Raw genomic sequence first — 21816 nt, forward strand, 5'->3', positions numbered from 1 at the left:
AGGCAACGGCCAGACCGTCTCATCCGGCAGCGCGCCGGCTTGCTTCCAGAACACGCAGCAGCGAGGCGGTGTCGGAGCGGCCCCAACCCATGGCCATCAGTGCATTGAGTTGCTGCCCGACCTGTGCGGCCAGCGGCAGTGGCACGCCGAGGCGATACGCTTCGTCCATCAGGATACCGTAGTCCTTGTGATGCAGCCGCGCTTCGACACCGGCGGCGAAATCGCGATCGACCATTCGCCCGCCCATGGCTTCCAGCGCACGGCTGCCGGCCGAACCACCCGCCAGCGCCTGGCGCACTTTGGCCGGATCGGCACCGGCCGCGGCACTGAAGTGCAAGGCCTCGGCAATCGCCTGAATCGCGCCGACCATGATCATCTGATTGCACGCCTTGGCCACCTGTCCGGCGCCGTTGTCGCCGACATGGACAATCGTCTTGCCGAGCAGCGCCAGCAGCGGGCGCGCCCGCTCGAGTACCGCGGCCTTGCCGCCAACCATGATTGCCAGGCTGGCAGCGATGGCTGCCTGGCCACCCCCGGATACCGGTGCATCGAGCATGTCGATGGCACGCTCGCCCAGGCGCTGGGCCAGCGAGCGCGCCATGCCCGGCGCAATGGTACTCATGTCGACCAGCAGCGAAGCCGCAGCGAGCCCGTCGGCCAGGCCATCGAGCCCCAGCGCCACGCACTCGACATCGGCACCGGCGGTGAGCATGGTGAATACCACTTCACTGCGCTGGCCGACGGCGGCCGGCGTCGCACCAGCGACGGCACCGGCGGCGAGCAGCGGCTGCAGCGACTCCGGTCGGCGCGCCCAGATCGCCAGCTGATGGCCGCCACGCAAGAGGTTCAGCGCCATGGCTCGACCCATCACGCCGAGACCGATGAAACCGATGTGCATCAGTCTTCGCCGCCCGACAGGCGCTCCAGAAGCTTGAGAATGGCGACCGAATCCTCCTCGCCGAGCCCCGAACCGACCATTGCGTTGTACATCTGCGCGGTCGCCGCCGCCACCGGCAGGCACATGCCCAGTTCGTGCGCGCTCTGCATGACGATGTTCATGTCCTTCTGATGCATCCAGGACTTGAAGCCCGGTTTGAAGTTGCGGTCGAGCATGCGCTGGCCATGGTTCTCAAGGATCTTCGAATAGGCAAAGCCGCCGAGCAGCGCTTCGCGCACTTTGGCCGGATCGACCCCGCTCCTGGCCGCGAAATTGAGCGCTTCGGCGACGGTCAGCACACCGGCGCCGGTAATGATCTGATTGGCCGCCTTGGCCACTTGCCCGGCCCCCGCATCGCCGACATGCACGATGTTCTTGCCCATGCACTCGAAAGCCGGTCGTGCCGTTTCGAAAGCGGCGACACTACCGCCGACCATGATCGACAGGCTGCCGGCAATCGCCCCGACTTCGCCGCCGGAAACCGGCGCGTCGAGGAAGTCGACAGCCTGCTCGCGCAGGCGAGCGCCGATGTCGCGCGCCGCCGCCGGGCGGATGGTGCTCATGTCCACCGCCACCAGCCCTGCCCGAGCGGCGCTGGCCACGCCTTGTTCGCCAAGCATCACCTGCTCGACGTCGGGGGCATCGGCGACGATCGAGATCACCAAATCGACCGTGCCGGCCACGCCGGCGGGACTGTCAGCCGCGCTGGCGCCGGCGTCGAGCAAGGGCTGCATCGACTCGGCACGACGCGCCCAGACGGTCAGTTGATGCCCCGCGCCCAGCACGTTGAGCGCCATCGGGCGCCCCATGATACCCAGGCCGATGAATCCGATTTTCATTGCCATTCCTTTTCCAGTCGCCAGACGATAAAACGCTCGAGTTTAACAAAAACGGCCATCAGCCGACGACCGTGACCACCACCCGGCGGCGGTGCGAGAGCGTGCGATGCTCCCAGAGGTAAATCCCCTGCCAGGTCCCGAGGAGCATCGAGCCCCCGGCAACGGGGACGCTCACCGAGCAGCCGGCCAGGATGTTGCGCCCGTGCGCCGCCATGTCGTCGTCGCCCTCGCTGTCATGATGGTAGGCGGCGTCGCCATCGGGCGCCCAGCGCGCGGCGAGGGTTTCCAGATCGCGGCGCACCGAGGGATCCGCATTCTCGGTCAACACCACCGAACAACTGGTGTGCTGGACAAAGATGTTCGCCAGGCCGATCGGCATCCCTGCAGCGCGGACGATCCGCGCCACTTCGGCAGTAATCTCGATGCTGCCGCGACCACGGCTATGAACGTCAAAACTCTGCTGATAAGCCATGTCTGTTTCCCTCCTCGCTTGCCGGCGCGCGCTCCTTGCGGGGCCCTCGCAAAGTATAAGGGCATCGCAGCGGTCAGGCTTGCTGCGGAAAGCCTCGCCGGGAATGCGGCGGGCGCCACAGCAGCCCGCACGCCATTCCAGCGGCGACGCGCGCTATCGATCACTGGCCATTTGAACATCCAGGGATTTTATCTGAGCGATGATAGTGATCAGTTTGTGGCCGTTCGATGTCAGTGAATAGACGGTCCTCGGCGGTACTTCCGGAAAAACCTGCTTGTCCAGCAAGCCGTATGAAGTCAGCTTGCGCAGGCGCTCGGAAAGAATTTTTTTCGAAATCCCTGCAACGCGGCGTTCCAGACCACCGGGCCGTGAAACACCCTCGGCAATGGCCATCAGGACGGACACCGACCATTTGCAACCCACCACTTCTTCGAGGTGGCGGTAGAGTGATGGCGCCGATCGAGATGAATTATTTATTTCGTTCATGGCCAATGATTTACACCAGAAAGTTACCGGGGCACCGAAAAGTGCCTGCTTTTGGAGTAGCAGATCCCTACCTACAATGATCGTGTGCTTCTGGCACGAAACCCGATCCACTCAGGAGTAAACGATCATGAAAACCAATGCCACCTTTTATCACGCCGGCTGCCCGGTCTGTGTCGCTGCCGAACAAAACCTGGCCAAGGCGCTTGATCCCGCACGCTACGACGTCGAGGTCGTCCACCTCGGCGAGAGCAAGTCACGTGTTCAGGAAGCCGAAGCCGCTGGCGTCCAGTCGGTACCGGCACTGGTACTCGATGGCACCGTGTTCCATATCAATTTTGGTGCCGGCATCGAGGCGCTGAAATAGATTTGTGATTTCTCGGGCCAGCAGAGCGGCATGCGAAAACCGATACGCGAAGTGCTACCTTCTTTGGCCAGCGCTAACGCGCCCACTTAAAACCCCGACCCCGGCGTTTTCAGGAACTCGATCTCTTCCAGGGTCGACTGTCGCCCGAGGATGGCATTGCGATGCGGATAGCGGCCGAAGCGGTCGATGATCGCCTGGTGACGTAATTCGAAGGCGAGGTTGCTCTCCATTCCCGGCGCGGCGAAAAGTTCGACCGCCTGGGCGTGAATCAGCGGCGACTCGCTGTGCATGTAGGGCATGTAGAGGAAGGCGCGGCGCGCCGGGTCGATGGCGCTGTCGGCGCCGGCGGCGACAGCTTCCTGGGCGAGAGCCAGCGCCAGCGCGTCGGTGGCGAAGGATTCCGGGCGATCGCGGAAAATGTTGCGGGGGAACTGGTCGAGGACGAGGATCTCGGCCAGTCGGCCGTCGGCGGTGCTGCGCCAGGCGTACAGCTCGCAACGGCTGGCAGCGGCATGCAGCGCTTCGAAACGCGCCTCGATCAGGCGATCGAAGTCGGGGGATTTGGCCCACCATTGCGCTGGCCTTGTCTCTTCGAACCAGAAAGCGAGGACATCGGCGGGCGTCATGCGCTGGCACCCGCTGCTGAATGGCAAATGAACATTGCGGCTCCCTTGGTGGCCATGCTGATGATCGATTAGTGCTCGTCGACCCGCCCACGCAGCAGCTTCACCGCGCCGCGCTTGACTTTGCTGTCGACGCGCCTGATTTGCGAGTTGCGCGTCGGCCGGGTCGGGCGCCGCGGTGTCGGCGTGAACGCTGCGCGGGCAATCAGTTCGCGCAGGCGGGTGAGCGCGTCGAGGCGATTGCGGTCCAGGCTGCGATGCGCCTGCGCCTTGATGATCACCACCCCGTCAGCACTAATCCGCTGATCGCGCAGCTGCCGCAGGCGTTCCTTGATTTCGTCGGGCAGCGACGAGGCAGCGATATCGAAGCGCAGATGAATGGCGGTCGAGACCTTGTTGACGTTCTGGCCGCCGGCGCCCTGGGCGCGGATGGCAATGAACTCGACTTCACTCTCGCGCAGTTCGATGCGTGGCGCTGACATCGGCGACCTACTTCCCGTCGTCCGGCGGCGCACCGACGCCAAGCGCCTGCCAGCCGTCGCTGCCGAGATCGCGCAGCGTTTCCCTATTGCGCTCGTAGATCGAGGCGGCGTCGGGAAAAGCGGCGACCGCGCGGTCAAGGCTGGCTTCGCGCAGCAGATGCAGGGTCGGGAATGGTGCGCGATTGGTGCAGTTGGTTATGTCGTGGGCGTCGGTATCGGCGAAAGCGTAGTCGGGGTGGAAACTGGCGACCTGCAGGATGCCTTCGAGTTGCTGCGTTCGGAGCACGACATTGACCAGGTCGAGGAAAGCGACGAAGTCCTCAAAGTCGTTGAGCACCCGGGGGTGGATGAGCAGCGTGGTGTCGATCTCATCCGGCGCCACCGCCGCCAAGGCGTGCAGTTCACGTTCCAGATCGGCGAGCAGGCTTTCGTCGTCCGTCGCATCGCTGACCACGTAGCGCACTTGCCCCTTGCTGTGCACGCCCTTGGCGAAGGGGCAGAGGTTAAGGCCGATTACCGCCCGTTGCAGCCAGTGCCGTGTTGCGGCGATGGCTTGTTGGTGGCTGGCGTTGGCTGGGGGGGACATGGTCAGGCGTTCTCTCGTTATTGCGTCGTGGCGGTCGCGTTCTCTCGTCGGTCGGCTTGGCAAGGCGTTGGCCGACATTGGTACCACTTTCGTCGCCAGGCTGCAGCACCCCGCCAGTGTAGCGATTCAGCGCACAGCGGGCAAAACGTAGCTCAGCGACAAATGCGCGACAGAACCCTGCAACACAGCTCACACGAAAAAAACGGCCCGCGAAAGACGGGCCGTCTTGCCGTTCAACGGGCGCCTGAGAACTGCTTAGTGGCCAGAAGCACCTGCGGCACCGACGCCGGTTTCCGAGCGGACCTTCTGCGCGGGGTAAAGCGAGCGTTCGAGCTGTGCTTGCTTGCTGGTATCCATCTTGGAAACCAGGTAGATGGTCAGGAAAGCAGCCGACATCGAGAAGAGGCCCGGCGAGGAGTATGGGAACAACGCCGAGCCCTTCGGATTGCCCAGAACAGCCTCCCACACCGACGCCGAAACGATGGTTAGGCCAACAGACGAAATCAGACCGACGAATCCACCAGCCACAGCCCCTTTGGTCGTGCAGTCCTTCCACAGTACCGACATGAACAGCACGGGGAAGTTGGCCGAGCAGGCGATGGCAAAAGCGAGCATCACCATGTAAGCGACGTTCTGCTTCTCGAAGGCGATACCCAGAATCACGGCGATGATGCCCAGGCAGATAGTGGTGATCTTCGAGACGCGCAGTTCGGCAGCCGAATCCGCCTTGCCCTTGCAGAACACCGTCGCGTACAGATCGTGCGACACCGCCGACGCACCGGACAGCGTGAGACCGGCAACCACGGCCAGGATGGTGGCGAAAGCGACCGCGGAGATGAAGCCGAGGAAGACATTGCCACCGACGGCGTTGGCCAGGTGGATGGCCGCCATGTTGCCGCCGCCCTTCAAACCCTTGGCCAGATCGCCATCGACGTAGTACGCACCGGGATCCTGGGTGAGAAGGACGACCGCGCCAAAGCCGATAATGAAGGTGAGGATGTAGAAGTAACCGATCCAGGTGGTTGCCCAGCCCACCGACTTGCGTGCCTCTCTGGCGCTTGGAACGGTGAAGAAGCGCATCAGGATGTGCGGCAGACCGGCGGTGCCGAACATCAACGTCATGCCGACCGAGATCGCCGAGATCGGATCCTTGATCAGCGCACCAGGCCCCATGATGGCATCGTGTTTGGTGTGGATTTCAACCGCCTTGGCGAAAAGTGCCTCGGGATTGAAGTTGAACTGCCAGAGCACGGCCAGGGCCATGAAGCTTGCGCCGCAAAGCAGCATGATCGCCTTGATGATCTGCACCCAGGTGGTTGCCGTCATGCCGCCAAACAACACATAGCACATCATCAGCACGCCGACGATGATCACTGCGTACTGGTACTCGAGACCAAAGAGCACCTTGATCAGTTGGCCCGCACCAACCATCTGCGCGATCATGTAGAAGCAGACGACGACCAGAGAACCGGACGCCGCGAAGATGCGGATCGGCGTCTGCGCGAAACGGTAGGCAGCGACGTCAGCGAAGGTGAACTTGCCGAGGTTGCGCAGTCGCTCAGCCATCAGGAAGGTAATCACCGGCCAGCCGACCAGCCAGCCGATCGAGAAGATCAGGCCGTCAAAACCGTTAGCAAATACCAGGCCGGAAATTCCCAGGAAGGACGCGGCAGACATATAGTCGCCGGCAATCGCCAGACCGTTCTGGAAGCCGGTAATGCCACCACCGGCGGTGTAGAAGTCAGCCGCCGTCTTGGTCTTGCTTGCCGCCCACTTGGTGATGAACAGGGTCATGACCACGAAGGCGCCAAACATGGCGATCGCCACCCAATTGGTTTCTTGCTTTACCGTGGTACCGAGATCGCCGCCAGCAGCCACGGCGACACCGGCGATCAGCAAGCCAAGCAGGATCACCGGGCTGTTGCGTATGGTTTTGGCAATCATCATTGATGGGCCTCATGGATGATTTCGGCGGTCAGGTCGTCGAACTCGGAGTTGGCACGGCGGACGTAGATATTGGTGATGACGATGGTCAGAACGATGACCCCAACGCCCATCGGAATACCGATCGAAGTGACCATGCCATCGGCCAGCTTCCTTGCCAGAAACTCCTTGTCGAAGGCAATCAGCAGAATGTATCCATAGTAGATCGCCATGATCAGGACGGTCATGACGATGCTGTAGGTCGAGCGCATGCTCACCAGTTTCTTGTACTTCGGGTTGGCGGCGATACGCACAACCAGGTCGTCGTCTTTCATGTTGCCTCCTCGGAGGGGAACGGTTTGTCGAATCATTCACGCTGACTGCCGCGGCGAAGGTAGGCCTCCGAACTTACGCCGGGCTTACATACTTTATTTTTTCTCGTTTATTAACAGTTACTTACACGATTCTGAGCAAACTCTTAACAGGTCCTTAAAATGACCGCTGGTGTTCTGATCGATTTCGCCTGGCCGACTTGCGCGGGACGCTGCTGGTGCGCATCACAGCACATGGTCCGCGCCGCGTTCGCCGCGTACAATCGCTGACGCGCCGCTTGCACACGCGATGCTATATGCATTTTTCCGGGGAGGGCCGCGCTCTCTTACCCTTGTCTTTGCCCGCCTGCCCATCGAGGTCCTTGATGCTTGTCCTGTTGATAGAAGATGATCCGGAGCTCTCTGATGGCATTGCCACCTTCCTCGCCGGACAAGGAGACAGCGTTGTCGTTGAAGCCAATGGCATGGCAGCAGATCGCTTGTTGCAGGAAAAGAACTTCGACATCGTTCTCGTCGATGTCGGCCTGCCAGGACTGAGCGGCTACGAAATCGTGCGCCGCATCCGGGAGCGCCGCCAAGCGCTGCCGGTGATCATGATTACCGCACGTGATGCCCTCGACGATCGAATCTACGGGCTGGACCTCGGTGCGGACGACTACCTGTCGAAACCCTTCGAGCTCGCCGAACTGACCGCGCGCATGCGAGCAACCACGCGTCGCGGTGCCAATAACGTTGCCCGGCGAATCGAGTTTGGCCCGCTGTCGATGGACATGCAGGGGCGATTCGCCTCGCTGGCAGAACAGCCCTTGATCGTTTCCAGCCGCGAATGGGATCTGCTGAGCACTCTTGCCGCGGCTGACGGGCATACGGTGCCAAAGGAACGGCTGCAAGGTGATGGCAGTGTCAACGCCCTGGAAGTCTACGTCTACCGCCTGCGCCGCCGGCTGGAAGCAGCTGGCCTGAGTATTCGCACCGTGCGCGGCTTCGGCTACCGTCTGGAAGTCACCGGCGGTGTGGCCAACAAGACGCGGCACGATGCAAACCGCTAGCACGAGCAAGGCAGGCGCCGCAATCAATTCCGGAGAAGCAGGCAGCGAGATCGGCGCGACCCCAAGGCGGGCTGGTACCAGCCTCCGGCGCAGTCTGCTGCGAGCGCTGGTACTGCCGATCGCCGCCGCCCTGCTGACGGGTGGAGTATTCGGCTATCGAGCGGCCGAGAAAGTGGTCAGCAGTGCCTACGACCAGAGTCTGTCGAACCTGGCGAACGGCATCGCCAACCGGGCCCGGGTGGAAAATGGCGAGGTCACCATCGCCCTGTCGTCTGAGGCAGAAGCGCTCCTGCGTACCGACACGGTAGACGACATCTACTTCCGGGTTCGCGACGACTTCGGCCGAATCATCGCCGGAGACGTCGATCTGCCACCGCCGGAGACTTCCGAAAGCGGCGCTGCGGCCGGCTCGCCGACACCGTTTCTGGAGACCCCCACGAGCGCTGGTGCCACCGCCACGGGGTCGAGAATCTCGTTCTTTGACGCCCAGTTCCGTGATCAAACGATACGCGGGGTGCGTTTCCACCCCGTTGTCGACGGCCAAGGCATCTACGTCACCGTCGCCGAAACACTGGGCAAGCGCCGTGCGGCCATTCGCGATCTGTTGCTCGGCTTCGGTTTGGCGGTGTTTCTGGTGCTCGCCGCCATCGCCGCCGTCGTGCGCTACGGAATCACCTCCGGCCTGGCGTCGCTGCATCACCTGCAGTCCGAGCTTGCCGAGCGTTCCGGCGAGGATCTCGCCCCGGTCGATCTGAACCAGGTGCCACTGGAAATCCACGCGCTGGTGCGGGCGCTGAATGCACTCCTGACGCGCCTGCAGGACGCGCACACCGCGCAACGGGAATTCCTGCAGGATGCCGCGCATCAGTTGCGCACCCCCCTCGCCGGTCTGCAAGTCCAGATCGAGCTGCTGCGCAGCCAGCAGAGCGACCAGACGGTCGCCGCGAATCTGCGCCAGTCGGTGAAACGCGTCACTCGCCTGGCCAATCAGTTACTGGCGCTGGCCCGCGCCGAGGGAGCGCACTATCTGATGGCGAACGCATCGTCGGTTGATCTGGCAAAGCTGATCGACGAGATGCTGGACGACTGGCTGCGTATCGCCGACGAGAAGAAAATCGACTTCGGCATGCAGCGCGATATTTCGACGCTGGCCGGCGATCCGACGCTGCTCCGCGAGCTGATCGCCAATCTGGTCGACAACGCGCTCAAATACACGCCCGCCGGCGGACAGGTCACCCTGCGCTGCGAACGCGTCGGTGACGTCGTCGAAATTGACGTCACCGACAACGGCCCCGGTATTCCCGAGCACGAGCGCGAACGCGTATTCGAGCGTTTTCATCGCTTGCCCGACGCCCCGGCTACCGGTAGTGGGTTGGGTTTGGCGATCGCGCGGGAGACGGTTGATGGTCACCGCGGTTCGATCACCGTCGCCAGCGGTGCGGACGGTGAAGGCACCTGCATCCAGGTGCGCTTGCCAGCCAAGCCAGCGACAGTTTCGATGGCCAGCCGATCTGCCTGAACAACAGCGACAGCCAGCGCTACAATGCCCGCTCGACAGCGGGAGAGCGAATTATGGAAAGCATCGAAGCGGTGGTGATCGGTGCCGGCGTCGTCGGCCTGGCCTGCGCGCGCGAACTCGCGCGACGCGGATTCGAGACGGTGATTCTCGAACGCCACGGAGCTTTCGGCACCGAGACCAGCGCCCGCAACAGCGAGGTGATCCATGCCGGGCTCTACTACCCGAGCGGTTCGCTGAAGGCGGGGCTGTGCGTGGCTGGCCGCAAGCTACTCTACGAGTTCTGCGCGACGCACGCGATCAGCCACCAACGTTGCGGCAAGCTGATCGTTGCTACCTCGGCAGCCCAGGAGAGCAGGCTGGCAGCGCTGCAGCAGCAGGGCGAGGCCAACGGCGTGGAGGACCTGCGGCGTCTCGGTGCCGCCGAGGCGCGCGCGCTCGAACCTGATCTGGCATGTACGGCGGCCCTGCTCTCACCTTCCACCGGCATCGTCGACAGCCACGGCCTGATGCTGGCCCTGCTCGGCGACGCCGAGGGCGCCGGTGCTTCGCTGGCGCTGCACAGTCCCCTGCAGCGCGGCTCGCTTGACGCGAACGCGCCGGGCATGGTGCTCGAAAGCGGCGGCGCCGACAGCCTGCGCTTCAAGGCCAGACTGGTGATCAACGCCGCCGGCCTGTGGGCGCCGCAGGTGGCCGCTGCGCTGGCCGGCTTCCCAAAAGCGCTGATCCCGGCGAACTTCCACGCCAAGGGCAGTTACTACGCGCTGAGCGGGCGCGCGCCGTTCTCGCGGCTGGTTTATCCGCTGCCCGAGGCCGGCGGCCTGGGAGTGCACCTGACGCTCGATCTCGGCGGCCAGGCACGCTTCGGCCCGGACGTCGAGTGGCTGCCGGAGCCGACGCCAGGCCAGGCCATCGGCGAACTCGACTACCGCGTCGACCCCGGGCGCGCCGACGTTTTCTATGCCGAGATTCGCCGCTACTGGCCAGGCTTGCCGGACAATGCCTTGACGCCGGCCTATGCCGGAATTCGTCCCAAAATCGTCGGACCCGGTGCGCCGGCAGGCGATTTTCTGATCCAGGGACCGGCCCAACACGGCATCCCCGGGCTGGTCAACCTGTTTGGCATCGAATCGCCCGGCTTGACTGCGTGCCTCGCGATCGCCGCACACGCGGTTGGCGTGGCAGCGGCGGCCAGCAAGCAGCACGCAGGGCGATTCGGCTGACGGCATGCGCGCGGTCCTCGACACCAACATAATCATCGACCTGCTGCATTTCGCCGATCCCGCAGCGCTGCTGCTGCGCGCTGCCATCGATGACGGCTCGCTGCAGTGCTTCAGTGATCGGCAGTGTTTGGACGAACTCGAACGCGTCACCACCTACCCGCAGTTTTCTCTCGATGGCGCGGCACAGCAGGCCTTGCTCGCGCGTTACCGTCGCTTCGTGACGCTCTGCGAACCCGAAGGCGTCGAGGCTGTCGAGGCCTATCGGCTGCCACGCTGCCGCGACGCCGACGATCAGAAATTCCTGATCCTCGCCGCGCGCTGCCGCGCCGATCTGCTGATTACCCGCGACCGCGAGCTGCTCAGGCTGGCCGGCCGCCGTCGTCCAGCGCCATCGTGCGCGATTGTCAGCGCTACGGCGGCAGCGCTATTGACGGTCACGGCGAGCACCGGCTTGGCCTACTGACCACGCCGAAAAACCCAGACGCTCTCGCTGGAGGCATCTTCGGCGAAAGCGTAGCCGCCGACCGTGAAATCCTTCAAGCCGGCGGGCTTGGTGAGGCGATTGATGATCGCAAAGCGTGCCATCAGCCCGCGTGCGCGTTTGGCGTAAAAGCTGACGACGCGGAACTTGCCGCTTCCCCAATCTTGGAAGACGGGCTGCAGCACGGGCATCGACAGCGTTTTCGGCTTGACCGCCTTGAAGTACTCCTCCGACGCCAGATTGACCAGCACCGACGCGCCCGCTTCAGCCAGGGCTGCGTTGAGAGCGTCGCTGATGCGCTCATCCCAGAAGGCATACAAGTCCTTGCCGGCCGGATTGGACAGCCGCGTGCCCATCTCCAGCCGATAGGGTTGGATCAGGTCGAGCGGACGAAGAACGCCGTAGAGCCCGGAAAGCGTACGCACATGCTGCTGCGCGAACTGCAGGTCGGCCACCGACAGCGTCTCGGCGTCAAAGCCCGCGTAGACATCGCCGGCGAAGGCCCGGATTGCCGGCCTGGCGTTGTCCGGCGTGAACGGCTGCGTCCACTCCGCGTAGCGGGCTGCATTCAGGGCCGCGAGCTTGTCACTGATCTTCATCAGACTGGCGAGCGCCGCCGGCGACAGCTCACGCAGGCGATCGATCAGGACTTCTGACTGCTCCAGAAATTGCGCTTGGGAATGCTCGGCAAGGGTCAATGGCGTCTGGTAGTCGAAGGTTTTGGCGGGTGAGAGAACGATGAGCATCGGCTGGCTCCAGCGGCGAGAAGTCTCGCTATGAGTGTTGGCAATTTTTCGGCCATTGTAATCGACGTCGTCAGAGGGCACGAATCCACGCCGCGCCTCAGCCTGCCCCGAAAGGCAAGGCAAAAGATCCTCAGCCACCAGGGCGGTCCCGAGGCAAACTCGAAGCAACGGCTGCCGCAGTTGATCGGCGAGATTCGGCCCGCTTGGAAGGGAAGGCGCGGGTGCTGGGCTTTTCCGGCTGGAAAGCGGCGCCATAAAATGACACAAGCGTAACCCGGTTTTCGGTTCTTACTGCGCCGCCAAGCTCTACAATGCTACATTAGTGCCTGACCGAAAACCCCTTCATCCGAGCAGTAGCAAGGGCTTGGGCGGATTTCCGAGCGATGAAGAATTGATAGCCACAGGATGATTTGTGGTGAAATCATCGAAATTCGGGCTTCTGAGGACAAATAGGTAGAGATCTTCGTGCCAGAACTGGTCATCAATCCGGCAGCGGAAATAATCTTCGTTCTTTTTTGAAAGGCCCGTCACGGGTAGACCAAAGGCATTATAATTGCGGTTACCGAAGAGTACAAACAGGCGAGTTTTTGGAGGCAAGCGATGCGAGTTGTCGAGAATACCCAGATGCACATTGGCGAAGTCGATGTTTCCCATATTATTCTTGACGCCAAGTCGCGCGACGACATCCCGCAGATTCTGCGAGGTTTGCAGTATCTCTACCAAGATCCAGACAAGCGGGCAAAGCTCTTCCAGTTGCTTGAGTCAGACATGGCCCCGAAGGTCGACAAACGGACGGGGCGTCCCGGGATGACGCTCTGGTCGATCTTCGTCTGCGGAGTGATCCGGCTTGACCTGAACATCGACTACGACCGTCTGCATGAGTTGGTCAATCAGCACAACACCATTCGGCAGATGCTCGGGCATGGGTTGTTCGACCCGACGTCGTACCACTACCAAACACTGAAGGACAACGTCACCTTATTCACGCCGGAACTGCTGAACAAGATCAACCAAATCGTCGTGGATGCGGGTCATGAACTGGTCAAAAAAAAAACGGAAGGCGAAGTCCTGCATGGGCGTTGCGACTCCTTCGTGGTTGAGACGGATGTGCATTATCCGACTGATATCAACCTGCTCTTTGACGCCACGCGCAAGGTGATCGAACTGACTGCGCGCCTGAGCGCCGATCAAGGGATGAGCGACTGGCGGCAGCACGCCTACAACGTCAAGCACCTGAAGCGGCACCTGCGCAGCGCGCAGAGCACAAAGCATCGCAAGGCCCGCAGCGAAGCGCAGAAAGAAGCCAATGACCATCGCCTTATCGAGGCCTACCAAAGCTACTTGGGGGTCGCCCAAGCCTACCTGGACAAGGCCCAGGAGACGCTGAGCAAGACCCCTGCGTGTAGCGGAGCTGGCGGCGTTGAGCATCTGGCAGCCAAACTCGAGATCGAACAGTTCATTGCACATGCCGTACGGCAGATTGACCAGACCCGGCGGCGCGTCATTCTGGGAGAAACCATTCCGCATGCCGAGAAGGTCTTTTCGATATTCGAGACACACACGGAATGGATCAGCAAAGGCAAAGCCGGCGTGCCGGTCGAACTGGGTTTACGGGTCTGCGTCATGGAAGACCAGCACCGCTTCATCCTGCATCATCAAGTCATGGAAAGGCAGACGGACGAGCAGGTCGCAGTGGCCATGGTCAAAGCGACCAAGCAGCATTTTGCCAACTTGGAGGCCTGTAGTTTTGACAAAGGATTTCACTCACCGGCAAACCAGCAGGAACTACAGGCGCATTTGAAACTGGTGGTGTTACCGCGGAAGGGCAAACTGTCGCAACAGGCACAAGCGGCGGAAAGTGCGGAGGATTTCGTCAAGGCGCGACGTCAGCACTCGGCGGTCGAGTCGGCGATCAACGCACTGGAGGTCCATGGTCTTGATTACTGTCCGGATCATGGGATTTACGGATTCAAACGCTACGTGGCGCTCGCTGTAGTGGCCAGGAACATCCATCGCATCGGCGCCATCCTGCGGGACGGGGAAAATCGGCGGGCGAAGCGCAAAACCCGCTACGCAGATCGCGACATGCCCCACAAAATGGCGGCATAGCCCGCCAAGCGTTTTTCCATGCAGTAACTCCGGCCGCTGTCCGAACGGCTTGTTTGAACACCATGACATTCGGGCATTATGGCCCGCGATCGACAGAAGTCGGCCAGCGCAACTCGGGACGAACGAGAAATTCACGGCCAACCGAGATTTTCAAGTCGGCGCGCGCGCCAAAAACCGGGGTTTTCGGTCAGGCACTACATTAAGCTTTCGGCGATTGGCGCAGGGTGGCTCGGTGCAGCCGATGGATTATATGCTCACGTCACTAAAACTCACAATTTGCGAATCGCGGTGGCCACTCAGCCGCCTGGCTCTCGTCGCCGTGACAGCGGCCGTCATGCTCGGTGCGCTTGCTTGTTCTCCACCTGAGCCGGTGCGTATCGGTTTTCTGGGTGGGCTCTCGGGGCGCGTCGCCGACCTCGGTATTGGTGGCCGCAATGGGGCCATTCTCGCCGTCGAGATGCGCAATCGGCAAGGCGGGATCAACGGCCGGGCAATCGAACTGATCACCGAGGACGACCAGCAGGACGTCGAAATTGCCAGGCAGGCCGCTAGCCGCTTGCTGGCCGGCAAAGTCGACGTGGTCATCGGCCCAATGACCAGCGCCATGGCTCTGGCGATCCTGCCGCAGTTCGACGCGGCCGGCGTCCCTCTGCTCTCACCGACGGTGACGACGAATGCGCTGACCGGTCTCGACGATCAGTTCTTCCGAGTCGTCGCCCCGACAGCGGCACACGTTTTCAAGTCGGCTGAGTACCACTTTCGCGAAAACGGTCTGCGACGGGTGGTACTCGTCTGGGACCTGCTCAACAGAGCCTACAGCGAGAGCTGGGCAGGCGATTTTCACACCGCCTTTGTGGCCTTGGGTGGGGAAATCATCGCTGAAGTGGGCTTCGCTTCTTCTGGCCAATCGCTGTCCGCGCTGGCAGCCAGCATTCTCGCCGAGAAGCCTGACGGGGTGGTCATCATTGCCAATTCGGTGGACACCGCCCTGCTCGTTCAGCAACTGCGCATGCGTGCTGCGGACTTGCGTATCGGCACGTCCGAATGGGCCGCCACGGAGCGCCTGATCGAGCTTGGCGGTCGAGCCGTTGAAGGGCTCGTCGTCGCCCAATACATCGACCGTGACAGCACCGCCCCAGCGTATCTGGCTTTTCGCAAAGCGTATCGCGAACGCTTCAGGCATGAGCCTGGCTTTCCGGGACTCACGGCCTTCGACGCCACCAATGTCGCTCTCGATGCGCTTGCCACCAGGTCCGACAGCCAGACCCTCAAACAGGCGCTACTCGCTCAGGGCACCTTCGCTGGCGCCCAGTCACCAATCAAGTTCAATGCCAGCGGCGACACGCAGCGGGACACCTTCATAGCGGTCATACGCCATGGCGAGTTCGAGTCCCAGCACTAGCTTCCTGCAGCGATTGCCGACGCAGCTTGCGCCTGGCAACGGACTGACGCCTCATCAGGCCGTCCTGGCCTAGGATTCGCGACGCGATGCGCTCCCTTCGCTTCTGGCTTGCACTCGGACTTTCGGCCGTCGTCGCCATGGCGACCCTGGTGCTTGTCGCGGTCCTCCTCGGCGTGCTGCTACCGCTGCTGAACGATCAGGTGGAGAGCAGTAACAGAGGGCTTGCAGTGACCTTGTCGCGACAGGTTGACGACTTCCTGCGCGGCTCGGCAGCGGAACTCCAACGTGTCGGTGCCGAGATCGAAGCAGTACCCGCCAGCTTCCCAGCGGGAACTCGCGTCATCATCGACACCGAGGCCAACGCAGACGCAGCTCTCGAAGCGCTTTACATTCTCGACGCCAGCGCACGCGTCGTCGATGTTGGCCTGCCGCTCGCGCGGCGAAGTCGTCGCGATGACTTGCTGGGGCTCGACTTCTCGGCACGAAGTTTTCTTCGCGCCAGGCATTCGAGCGACAGCATGGTGTGGTCTGACAGCTACCTGTCGCAGCGTGGCGAGATCGTCGTTGCCATCACCGTGCCGCTAGGTGGCCAGGCGCTATCTACCGTCAGTGCCGGCTCGATGCTGGTGGGTGAAATCGATCTCCACCAATTGTCGGCGCATATCATGGAACTCGGGCACACCGCCGCCGTCCTGCCGATCATCATCGACCGCCTCGGGCAAGTCGTCGCGCATCCGGATGCTGACCGCGCTGCACGTCAGGAAAACCTCGCCTACCTGCCGCTGGTGCAGGCGGGTCTTGCCGGGCACTTCGGGACCGATCGTTTTTGGCTCGATGGCCACGAGCACATCGGCACCGTGGCGCCGATCGGGAACTCCGGCTGGCTGACGCTGGTGGCGCAGCCGACGGACATCGCTTTCGCGACCATGCGTTCGACCTTGCTGGCCATCGCCGGAGGCCTTGCCGCGGCGCTTGCGCTGGCGGTGCTCAGTGCCTACCTCTATGGCCAGCGGTTGGTGCGGCGGATCGCTGACTTCGGGCGCCATGTGCAGGCCATCGCCGACGGCGACTACGCGGCGCCGCTACCCTCCTCGCGCGCCGCAGAGCTGGAAAATCTGGCCTTGAGCATGCGCCGCATGGCCAACGCCATCCTCGAACGCGAAGCGGCACTGGCCGCCTCCGAGGCGCACTATCACGCACTGTTCAGCGGCGCGCCGCTGGCCTATCAATCGCTTGACGTCGCTGACAGCCGGCTCATCGAGGTCAATGATGCCTGGCTGGCTCTGCTCGGTTACCGCCGTGAAGAGGTCGTCGGGCGCGAGATCGGCGAGTTCCTGGACAGCCGTTCATTGCCGGTGCTGCGCGAGGCTTTTCCAAGCTTTGTGAGCAACGGGCAGATCGACGATCTGCTGCTCGATTTCCAACACCAGGACGGCAGGGCAATCCGGGTTCAGCTCAATGGCCGCATTCATCAGACGCCGCAAGGCGGGGCGCGCACGAATTGCATCCTCACCGACATCAGCGAACGCCAACGCCGTGACGAAGCACGACGGCGGTCGGCGGCCCTGCTCCACCATCAGGCCGAACGGGCTTTGGCCATGCTTGAGCTGCCCAAGGCGGCCGAGCAAATGGAGGAAAGCACATTTATCCAGCACGGGCTGGCCGTCGTCGAGCAACTGACTGGCAGCCCGGTTTCCTTCCTCTGTTTCGTAGACGCCGATCAGCAAAGCGGCGCAAGCATTGCCTCGCTCTGCTGGTCGCGAGGAACGCAGCGCAGCGCTGCGCGGGCGCTCAGCGAGCAGCTTTCTGCCAGCAGGCTGGCCGCTCTCTGGGACGAAGCCTTGGGGCAGCGCTCACCGCTGCTCTTCGACGCCGAGCAAACAGGCATCACCAGCGCTCACCGGCTGGCGCTTGCCGGCCTTGAACGGTTAATCGGCGTACCGGTTGTCGAGGGCGGCCAGGGGCGCATGCTGCTTGGCGTGGCCAACAAGGCGGAGTCGTACAGCGAAAGCGACATCGAGACCACCCGCCTGATCGGCCAGGATATCTGGCGGATCGTCAATCAGCGTCGCGCCGAGCAGGCGCAGCGTTTGGCGGCGACGGTCTTCTCGGCTAGCACTTCGGCAATCTGCATCACCGACGCCGACGAACGCATCGTTGCAGCCAACCCGGCGTTGACGACGATCACGGGTTACGCACAGGGCGAAGTCATCGGCGAAACACCGCGGCTGTTTTCCGCCGCACGGCAGAGCGACGACCCCGCCCTCGATAGCTGGGCCCGGATCGCAGCCTATGGCGTGTGGCAAGGGGAAGTCAGGCAGCGCCGCAAGAACGGCGAGATTTTTCCGGCGTGGCTGACGATTACCGCGGTCAAGAACGCTGACGCCAGAGTGACACACTACACGGGTAGTTTCGACGACATCAGCGAACGCAAGCAGTCCGAGGCGCACATCCACTTCCTCGCCCATCACGATGCGCTGACCAGGCTGCCCAATCGCCTGCTGCTCGAGGATCGCATTCGCCGGGCGCTCGCCAAATCCAGGCGCGATGGCACATATACCGCAGTGCTTTTCCTCGACCTCGACCGCTTCAAGCTGATCAATGATACCCTCGGTCACGGCACCGGCGACCAGCTCCTGACACGTGTCGCCGCGCGTCTCAGTAGAGTGCTGCGCGAAACCGAGACTGTTGCCCGGCTCGGCGGCGACGAGTTCATCATCGTCATTCCCGACGTGGCCGACGTCGAAAGCGTGGCGCTGGTTGCGGAAAAAGTGCTCGCCGTCGTCGCCGAGCCAGAGTTGATCGACAAGCGTCCGCTACACGTAACGCCAAGCATCGGCATCAGCATCTATCCGCAAGACGGCGCCGACGTGCATAGCTTGTTGCGCAGTGCCGACACCGCGATGTATCACGCCAAGGAGCGTGGCCGTAACAACTTCCAGTTCTTCACCGAGGACATGAACCAGGCGGTACTGGAGCGAGTGTCGATCGAGAACGACTTGCGTATCGCCATTGTGCGCGGCGAGTTCGAGCTCTTCTACCAACCACAGGTTGACAGCCGCAGCGGCGAAATCACCGGCATGGAAGCCCTGATTCGCTGGCACCACCCGCAGCGGGGCCTCGTCGCGCCGAATCGCTTCATTCCGATTGCCGAGGAAACCGGCCTCATCGTTCCGATCGGCGAGTGGGTCCTGCGCGAGGCTTGCCGACAGGCGAAACGCTGGCACGACGCCGGGCAGAGCGGCCTGCGCATCAGCGTCAACCTGTCGGCACGCCAGTTGCAGCAGGGCGACCTCGGCGAGCAGATTGCCGCCATTCTCGCCGCATCGAACTTGCAGCCGCAGACTCTCGAACTCGAGCTGACCGAGAGTTTGCTGATGGACGACCCACTGACCGCCGTCAAACTGCTGCATGCACTCACCGCCCTGGGCGTGCGCATCGCCATCGACGACTTTGGTACCGGCTACTCGAGTCTCGCCTACCTCAAGAGCTTTCCCGTTTCGCGCCTGAAGATCGACCGCTCCTTCGTGCGCGACCTGTCGACCGACGCCAACGATGCGGCCATCGTGCAGGCCGTCGTGGCCATGGCCGAGAGCCTGAAAATGGAAGTCATCGCCGAGGGCGTCGAAACCGTCGAGCAGTTGCGCTTTCTTGCCGCGCACGGCTGCTTCGCGGTACAGGGCTTCCTGTTCAGCCGGCCGCTGCCCGCTACAGAATTCACCAGTTTCCGCTTTTCCCTTCCGCCGGGCGGCTGACAGACCGACGCTCACCGCCCGCTTGATGGCCGTCGGCAGCAACTTTGGCTCGCCAGTGCGCACGAAGAGGTGGGTGGCGGCCACCAGGAGTGCGCCCTCTCCGACGCCGCGGCGTGGAAGCCGACCCAGGTGCCTATTCGTTGCCTGCGAACGACTCCATCTATTCGAGCGGCGCCGCCAGAACTACCCGGAAACCGATGTCTCCATCACGGTCGTCGGGCGAGAACTCTTCACGCTTTCCCGTCCGCAGGTCACCCGGAAAATCGAGCCACGATCCGCCACGCAGGGTGCGCGAGATCTCGCCGCCGATCTGCGTGTTGGCAGGATGGTCGTACTCGTTCAGACACCACTCCCAGACATTGCCGGCGAGGTCGGCAAGCAGCTCTCCTTCGGGCGCGCCCAGCGGATACATGCCGACCGCCATGGTCCTGCCGGTGCCGCTCTCATGGCTGTTGGCACGGAGCGGGTTCCAGTCGCTCCCCCAGGGGTATTTTCGCTTCATGACGCCGCCCTGCGCGACCCACTGCCACTCCCATTCGGTGGGCAGGCGGAGGGTCTCCGGCCCGCTCAGTTGCCAGCGTTCGCTCAGCCAGCGGCAGAAGGCGACGGCATCGCTCCAGGCGATGTTGATTGCCGGGTGGTTCTGGAAACCCCACCGCGTTTCGCCCGGTTGTTTGCGCTGTACCAGCTTTCGCCACCAGCGGCGGTCGTGATAGCCGTCCTCAGCGCTCAGGAAAGCGCCGTACTGCTGCCAGGTGATCGGGTACCTGGAAATACGCAGCGGCTTCACCGTAAAGGCCTCGGTGGCGCGGCCTTCGAGCGTCACTTCCCCTCCGCCGGCAATGTCGATCCATACGATATCCGGCAGGCCTGCGCTGGTCAGCCCGACGCCGCGGCGTGGATCGCCCATCTGATTGAGACGCAGGCCGATCTCTTCGCGGCGATGATGCGGCGTCCCGTCACTGGCCAACTCATCGAGCAAAAGCAGTGGTTCGGGTCGCAGAAAGCGGTGCAGAGTCTTGTCCAGGCTGGCTGCGAGTGTGCGCCATGCGGCAATGCCGGAATCGCAAAAGTCAGGATCGGCCAGCGGTACGCGGTGACTGAGGTCAAGCAGCGCCAGCAGCACCGGCTTTTGCCGCTCCCAACCCCAGAGTAGCGAATCGCTTCCAGGCCGGTCAGCAGGCGGCAATCCGGCCTCTTGCGCGACGAGCTGCCACCATTCCCTGGCCGCCATTTTCGCCTGCCGGCGCAGCGCCAGGCTGTCGCGATAGTGGTCGCACCACTGCCGCAAGCGCGGCCAATGGATGAGCAGTGTCTCGTGGGCGAACTCGACGTGCTGATCGTCGGGGTCGGACAGAAAGCCCTGCCCGCGCAAGGCGTCGACCAGCCGGCTGATCTGCCTGTCGACGCGCAGGGGGGCAATCTCGGCCGTGCGCCGCGTCGGCACCTCGTCGACCACCGTTGCCAGCTCGGCAAACAGGCGGGCGCAAGCGAGTTCGAGTGCGGGCTCGCTGTCGATCAAACGTTCGATATCGGCGGCCGCGCTATCGACGATGCTCGCCAGCCCACCCATGCGTTCATAGGCCTGCAGGGTCAGTCCCTGTTCGGCGTCACGCTGCTCGAACAGTCGCTCAAGAGTCAAGGCGATCAGCGGTAGCGCGCCCCGGGTTGCTCCGGCTGCGACGATTAGTGTTGCCACCAGTTCGTCCTGCACTGGCACGCCACAAGCCTGTGCCGGGCCGTTGATGATCGCCTGCAACTGCTCTTCGCCAGTGACCGCTTCGAGGCTTACCAAAGACGCCCGAAACAGATCTTCACCCAGCCATTCCATCAGGCGAACGGTGAATTCGCTGCGCAGGGTCAGCGCCAGATACAAGCCCTCCATGTCGAGCAGAGAGCCAAAGAGCTCACGAAAGCGATGCGCGCAGGTCGTCGGCGTGTGCGTAAACAACTCTTCGAACTGGTCGAAGAGCAGAAGCATGGGATGCTTCCGCTGGCGCAGCAGATCGACGCTGGCGGCGGTGAGGCGCTCTTCGGACGCTCTCGACTCTCCGGCTTCCGCCAGCGCGCGGCGCAGGCGATCGATGGCCTGCTGATCGGCCGCCGTGTCGGCCGTGGTGTCGGATGCCGGGAACTCGCGACAAAGCGCGTCGGCAAGCTGGTGGAAAGGACTGGCTTGCGGCTCGCAACGCAGATAGCCGAGCTGGCCGTGAAGCGCGGCCAGGCGCGGCACGACGCCAGCGGCTACGAGGGAGGACTTGCCGGTACCCGAGCGGCCGACGACGCTGATCAAGCGCGTTTCGGCGAGGCGCCCCACGACCCGTTCGCTATCTTCGTCGCGCCCGAAGAAAAATCGATGCGCGTCGGGTTTGAAGGCGGCGAGGCCAGGGTAGGGATTAATGGCGGGGGGAGGTGCGGCAGCGCTATGAGTCATTTCAGATCAAGCCTCAGGCAACATCCTGCGAATATCATAGGCCTAACGGTCATGACC

The 21816-nt window shown here is 62.8% G+C and carries 20 protein-coding genes; 8 read left to right on the forward strand and 12 right to left on the reverse strand.

What is annotated here, in order from left to right:
• Window positions 1-19: 19 nt before the first annotated feature.
• From V5B40_RS03595 to V5B40_RS03610, 4 genes are all read right to left on the reverse strand, one after another.
• Entirely contained in the window at window positions 20-898 is an 879-nt protein-coding gene (locus V5B40_RS03595) for an NAD(P)-dependent oxidoreductase (RefSeq protein WP_332353277.1), read from the reverse strand.
• Window positions 898-1776 carry an NAD(P)-dependent oxidoreductase gene (locus V5B40_RS03600; protein ID WP_332353701.1) on the reverse strand — a complete coding sequence of 293 codons (879 nt, stop codon included), beginning with the start codon at window positions 1774-1776 and terminating at the stop codon, window positions 898-900. The genes V5B40_RS03595 and V5B40_RS03600 overlap by 1 nt, the downstream gene beginning before the upstream one ends.
• A 58-nt stretch (window positions 1777-1834) precedes the next feature.
• Window positions 1835-2248: a secondary thiamine-phosphate synthase enzyme YjbQ gene (locus V5B40_RS03605; protein ID WP_332353278.1), complete on the reverse strand. Its 414-nt coding sequence runs from the start codon at window positions 2246-2248 to the stop codon at window positions 1835-1837.
• Window positions 2249-2401: 153 nt separating this feature from the next.
• Window positions 2402-2734: a winged helix-turn-helix transcriptional regulator gene (locus V5B40_RS03610; RefSeq protein ID WP_291996132.1), complete on the reverse strand. Its 333-nt coding sequence runs from the start codon at window positions 2732-2734 to the stop codon at window positions 2402-2404.
• Between the two features lie 127 nt (window positions 2735-2861).
• Here V5B40_RS03610 and V5B40_RS03615 point away from each other — a divergent pair, with 127 nt between their 5' ends.
• The gene (locus V5B40_RS03615) at window positions 2862-3098 is read left to right on the forward strand and encodes a thioredoxin family protein (protein WP_169066186.1); all 237 of its coding nucleotides are present in this window, start codon (window positions 2862-2864) and stop codon (window positions 3096-3098) included.
• Between the two features lie 86 nt (window positions 3099-3184).
• On the opposite strand, the gene V5B40_RS03620 is transcribed toward V5B40_RS03615, so the two are convergent.
• The 5 genes from V5B40_RS03620 to V5B40_RS03640 form a co-directional block, all read right to left on the reverse strand.
• A complete protein-coding gene (locus V5B40_RS03620; protein WP_332353279.1) occupies window positions 3185-3724 on the reverse strand; it encodes a DUF924 family protein in 540 nt (179 codons plus the stop codon).
• Between the two features lie 68 nt (window positions 3725-3792).
• Entirely contained in the window at window positions 3793-4203 is a 411-nt protein-coding gene (gene arfB, locus V5B40_RS03625) for an alternative ribosome rescue aminoacyl-tRNA hydrolase ArfB (RefSeq protein WP_332353280.1), read from the reverse strand.
• Between the two features lie 7 nt (window positions 4204-4210).
• Entirely contained in the window at window positions 4211-4789 is a 579-nt protein-coding gene (locus tag V5B40_RS03630; protein WP_332353281.1) for a DUF1415 domain-containing protein, read from the reverse strand.
• Between the two features lie 255 nt (window positions 4790-5044).
• Complete coding sequence (locus V5B40_RS03635) at window positions 5045-6733, reverse strand: cation acetate symporter (protein WP_332353702.1); 1689 nt, start codon at window positions 6731-6733, stop codon at window positions 5045-5047.
• Window positions 6733-7047, reverse strand: coding sequence for a DUF485 domain-containing protein (locus V5B40_RS03640; protein ID WP_169066182.1), 315 nt, complete (start codon window positions 7045-7047; stop codon window positions 6733-6735). The genes V5B40_RS03635 and V5B40_RS03640 overlap by 1 nt, the downstream gene beginning before the upstream one ends.
• 362 nt (window positions 7048-7409) lie before the next feature.
• On the opposite strand from V5B40_RS03640, the gene V5B40_RS03645 reads away from it, so the two are divergent.
• Genes V5B40_RS03645 through V5B40_RS03660 form a run of 4 tightly spaced genes read left to right on the forward strand, consistent with a single transcriptional unit; the run spans window position 7410 to window position 11295 of the window.
• Entirely contained in the window at window positions 7410-8093 is a 684-nt protein-coding gene (locus V5B40_RS03645; RefSeq protein WP_332353282.1) for a response regulator, read from the forward strand.
• The gene (locus V5B40_RS03650; protein WP_332353283.1) at window positions 8080-9612 is read left to right on the forward strand and encodes a sensor histidine kinase; all 1533 of its coding nucleotides are present in this window, start codon (window positions 8080-8082) and stop codon (window positions 9610-9612) included. The genes V5B40_RS03645 and V5B40_RS03650 overlap by 14 nt, the downstream gene beginning before the upstream one ends.
• A 53-nt stretch (window positions 9613-9665) precedes the next feature.
• Window positions 9666-10832, forward strand: coding sequence for an NAD(P)/FAD-dependent oxidoreductase (locus tag V5B40_RS03655; protein ID WP_332353284.1), 1167 nt, complete (start codon window positions 9666-9668; stop codon window positions 10830-10832).
• Between the two features lie 4 nt (window positions 10833-10836).
• Entirely contained in the window at window positions 10837-11295 is a 459-nt protein-coding gene (locus V5B40_RS03660; RefSeq protein WP_332353285.1) for a putative toxin-antitoxin system toxin component, PIN family, read from the forward strand.
• Here the strand turns inward: V5B40_RS03660 and yaaA are convergent.
• Together yaaA and V5B40_RS03670 are read right to left on the reverse strand one after the other, a co-directional pair.
• Window positions 11289-12059: a peroxide stress protein YaaA gene (gene yaaA, locus V5B40_RS03665; protein ID WP_332353286.1), complete on the reverse strand. Its 771-nt coding sequence runs from the start codon at window positions 12057-12059 to the stop codon at window positions 11289-11291. The two genes, V5B40_RS03660 and yaaA, sit on opposite strands and share 7 nt — an antisense overlap.
• A gap of 342 nt (window positions 12060-12401) precedes the next feature.
• On the reverse strand, window positions 12402-12713 hold the full coding sequence (locus tag V5B40_RS03670) for a hypothetical protein (protein WP_332353253.1): 312 nt from the start codon (window positions 12711-12713) through the stop codon (window positions 12402-12404).
• On the opposite strand from V5B40_RS03670, the gene V5B40_RS03675 reads away from it, so the two are divergent.
• The 3 genes from V5B40_RS03675 (at window position 12660) to V5B40_RS03685 (ending at window position 19325) form a co-directional block, all read left to right on the forward strand.
• Window positions 12660-14168: an ISNCY family transposase gene (locus tag V5B40_RS03675; RefSeq protein ID WP_332353287.1), complete on the forward strand. Its 1509-nt coding sequence runs from the start codon at window positions 12660-12662 to the stop codon at window positions 14166-14168. The genes V5B40_RS03670 and V5B40_RS03675 overlap by 54 nt on opposite strands.
• A gap of 370 nt (window positions 14169-14538) precedes the next feature.
• A complete protein-coding gene (locus tag V5B40_RS03680) occupies window positions 14539-15570 on the forward strand; it encodes an ABC transporter substrate-binding protein (RefSeq protein WP_332353288.1) in 1032 nt (343 codons plus the stop codon).
• An 86-nt stretch (window positions 15571-15656) separates the two neighbouring features.
• Window positions 15657-19325 carry an EAL domain-containing protein gene (locus V5B40_RS03685; protein WP_332353289.1) on the forward strand — a complete coding sequence of 1223 codons (3669 nt, stop codon included), beginning with the start codon at window positions 15657-15659 and terminating at the stop codon, window positions 19323-19325.
• A 160-nt stretch (window positions 19326-19485) separates the two neighbouring features.
• On the opposite strand, the gene V5B40_RS03690 is transcribed toward V5B40_RS03685, so the two are convergent.
• Entirely contained in the window at window positions 19486-21759 is a 2274-nt protein-coding gene (locus V5B40_RS03690; protein WP_332353290.1) for an SUMF1/EgtB/PvdO family nonheme iron enzyme, read from the reverse strand.
• Between the last annotated feature and the right edge of the window lie 57 nt (window positions 21760-21816).

The organism is Candidatus Accumulibacter meliphilus (assembly GCF_036625345.1).
Classification (GTDB): domain Bacteria; phylum Pseudomonadota; class Gammaproteobacteria; order Burkholderiales; family Rhodocyclaceae; genus Accumulibacter; species Accumulibacter meliphilus.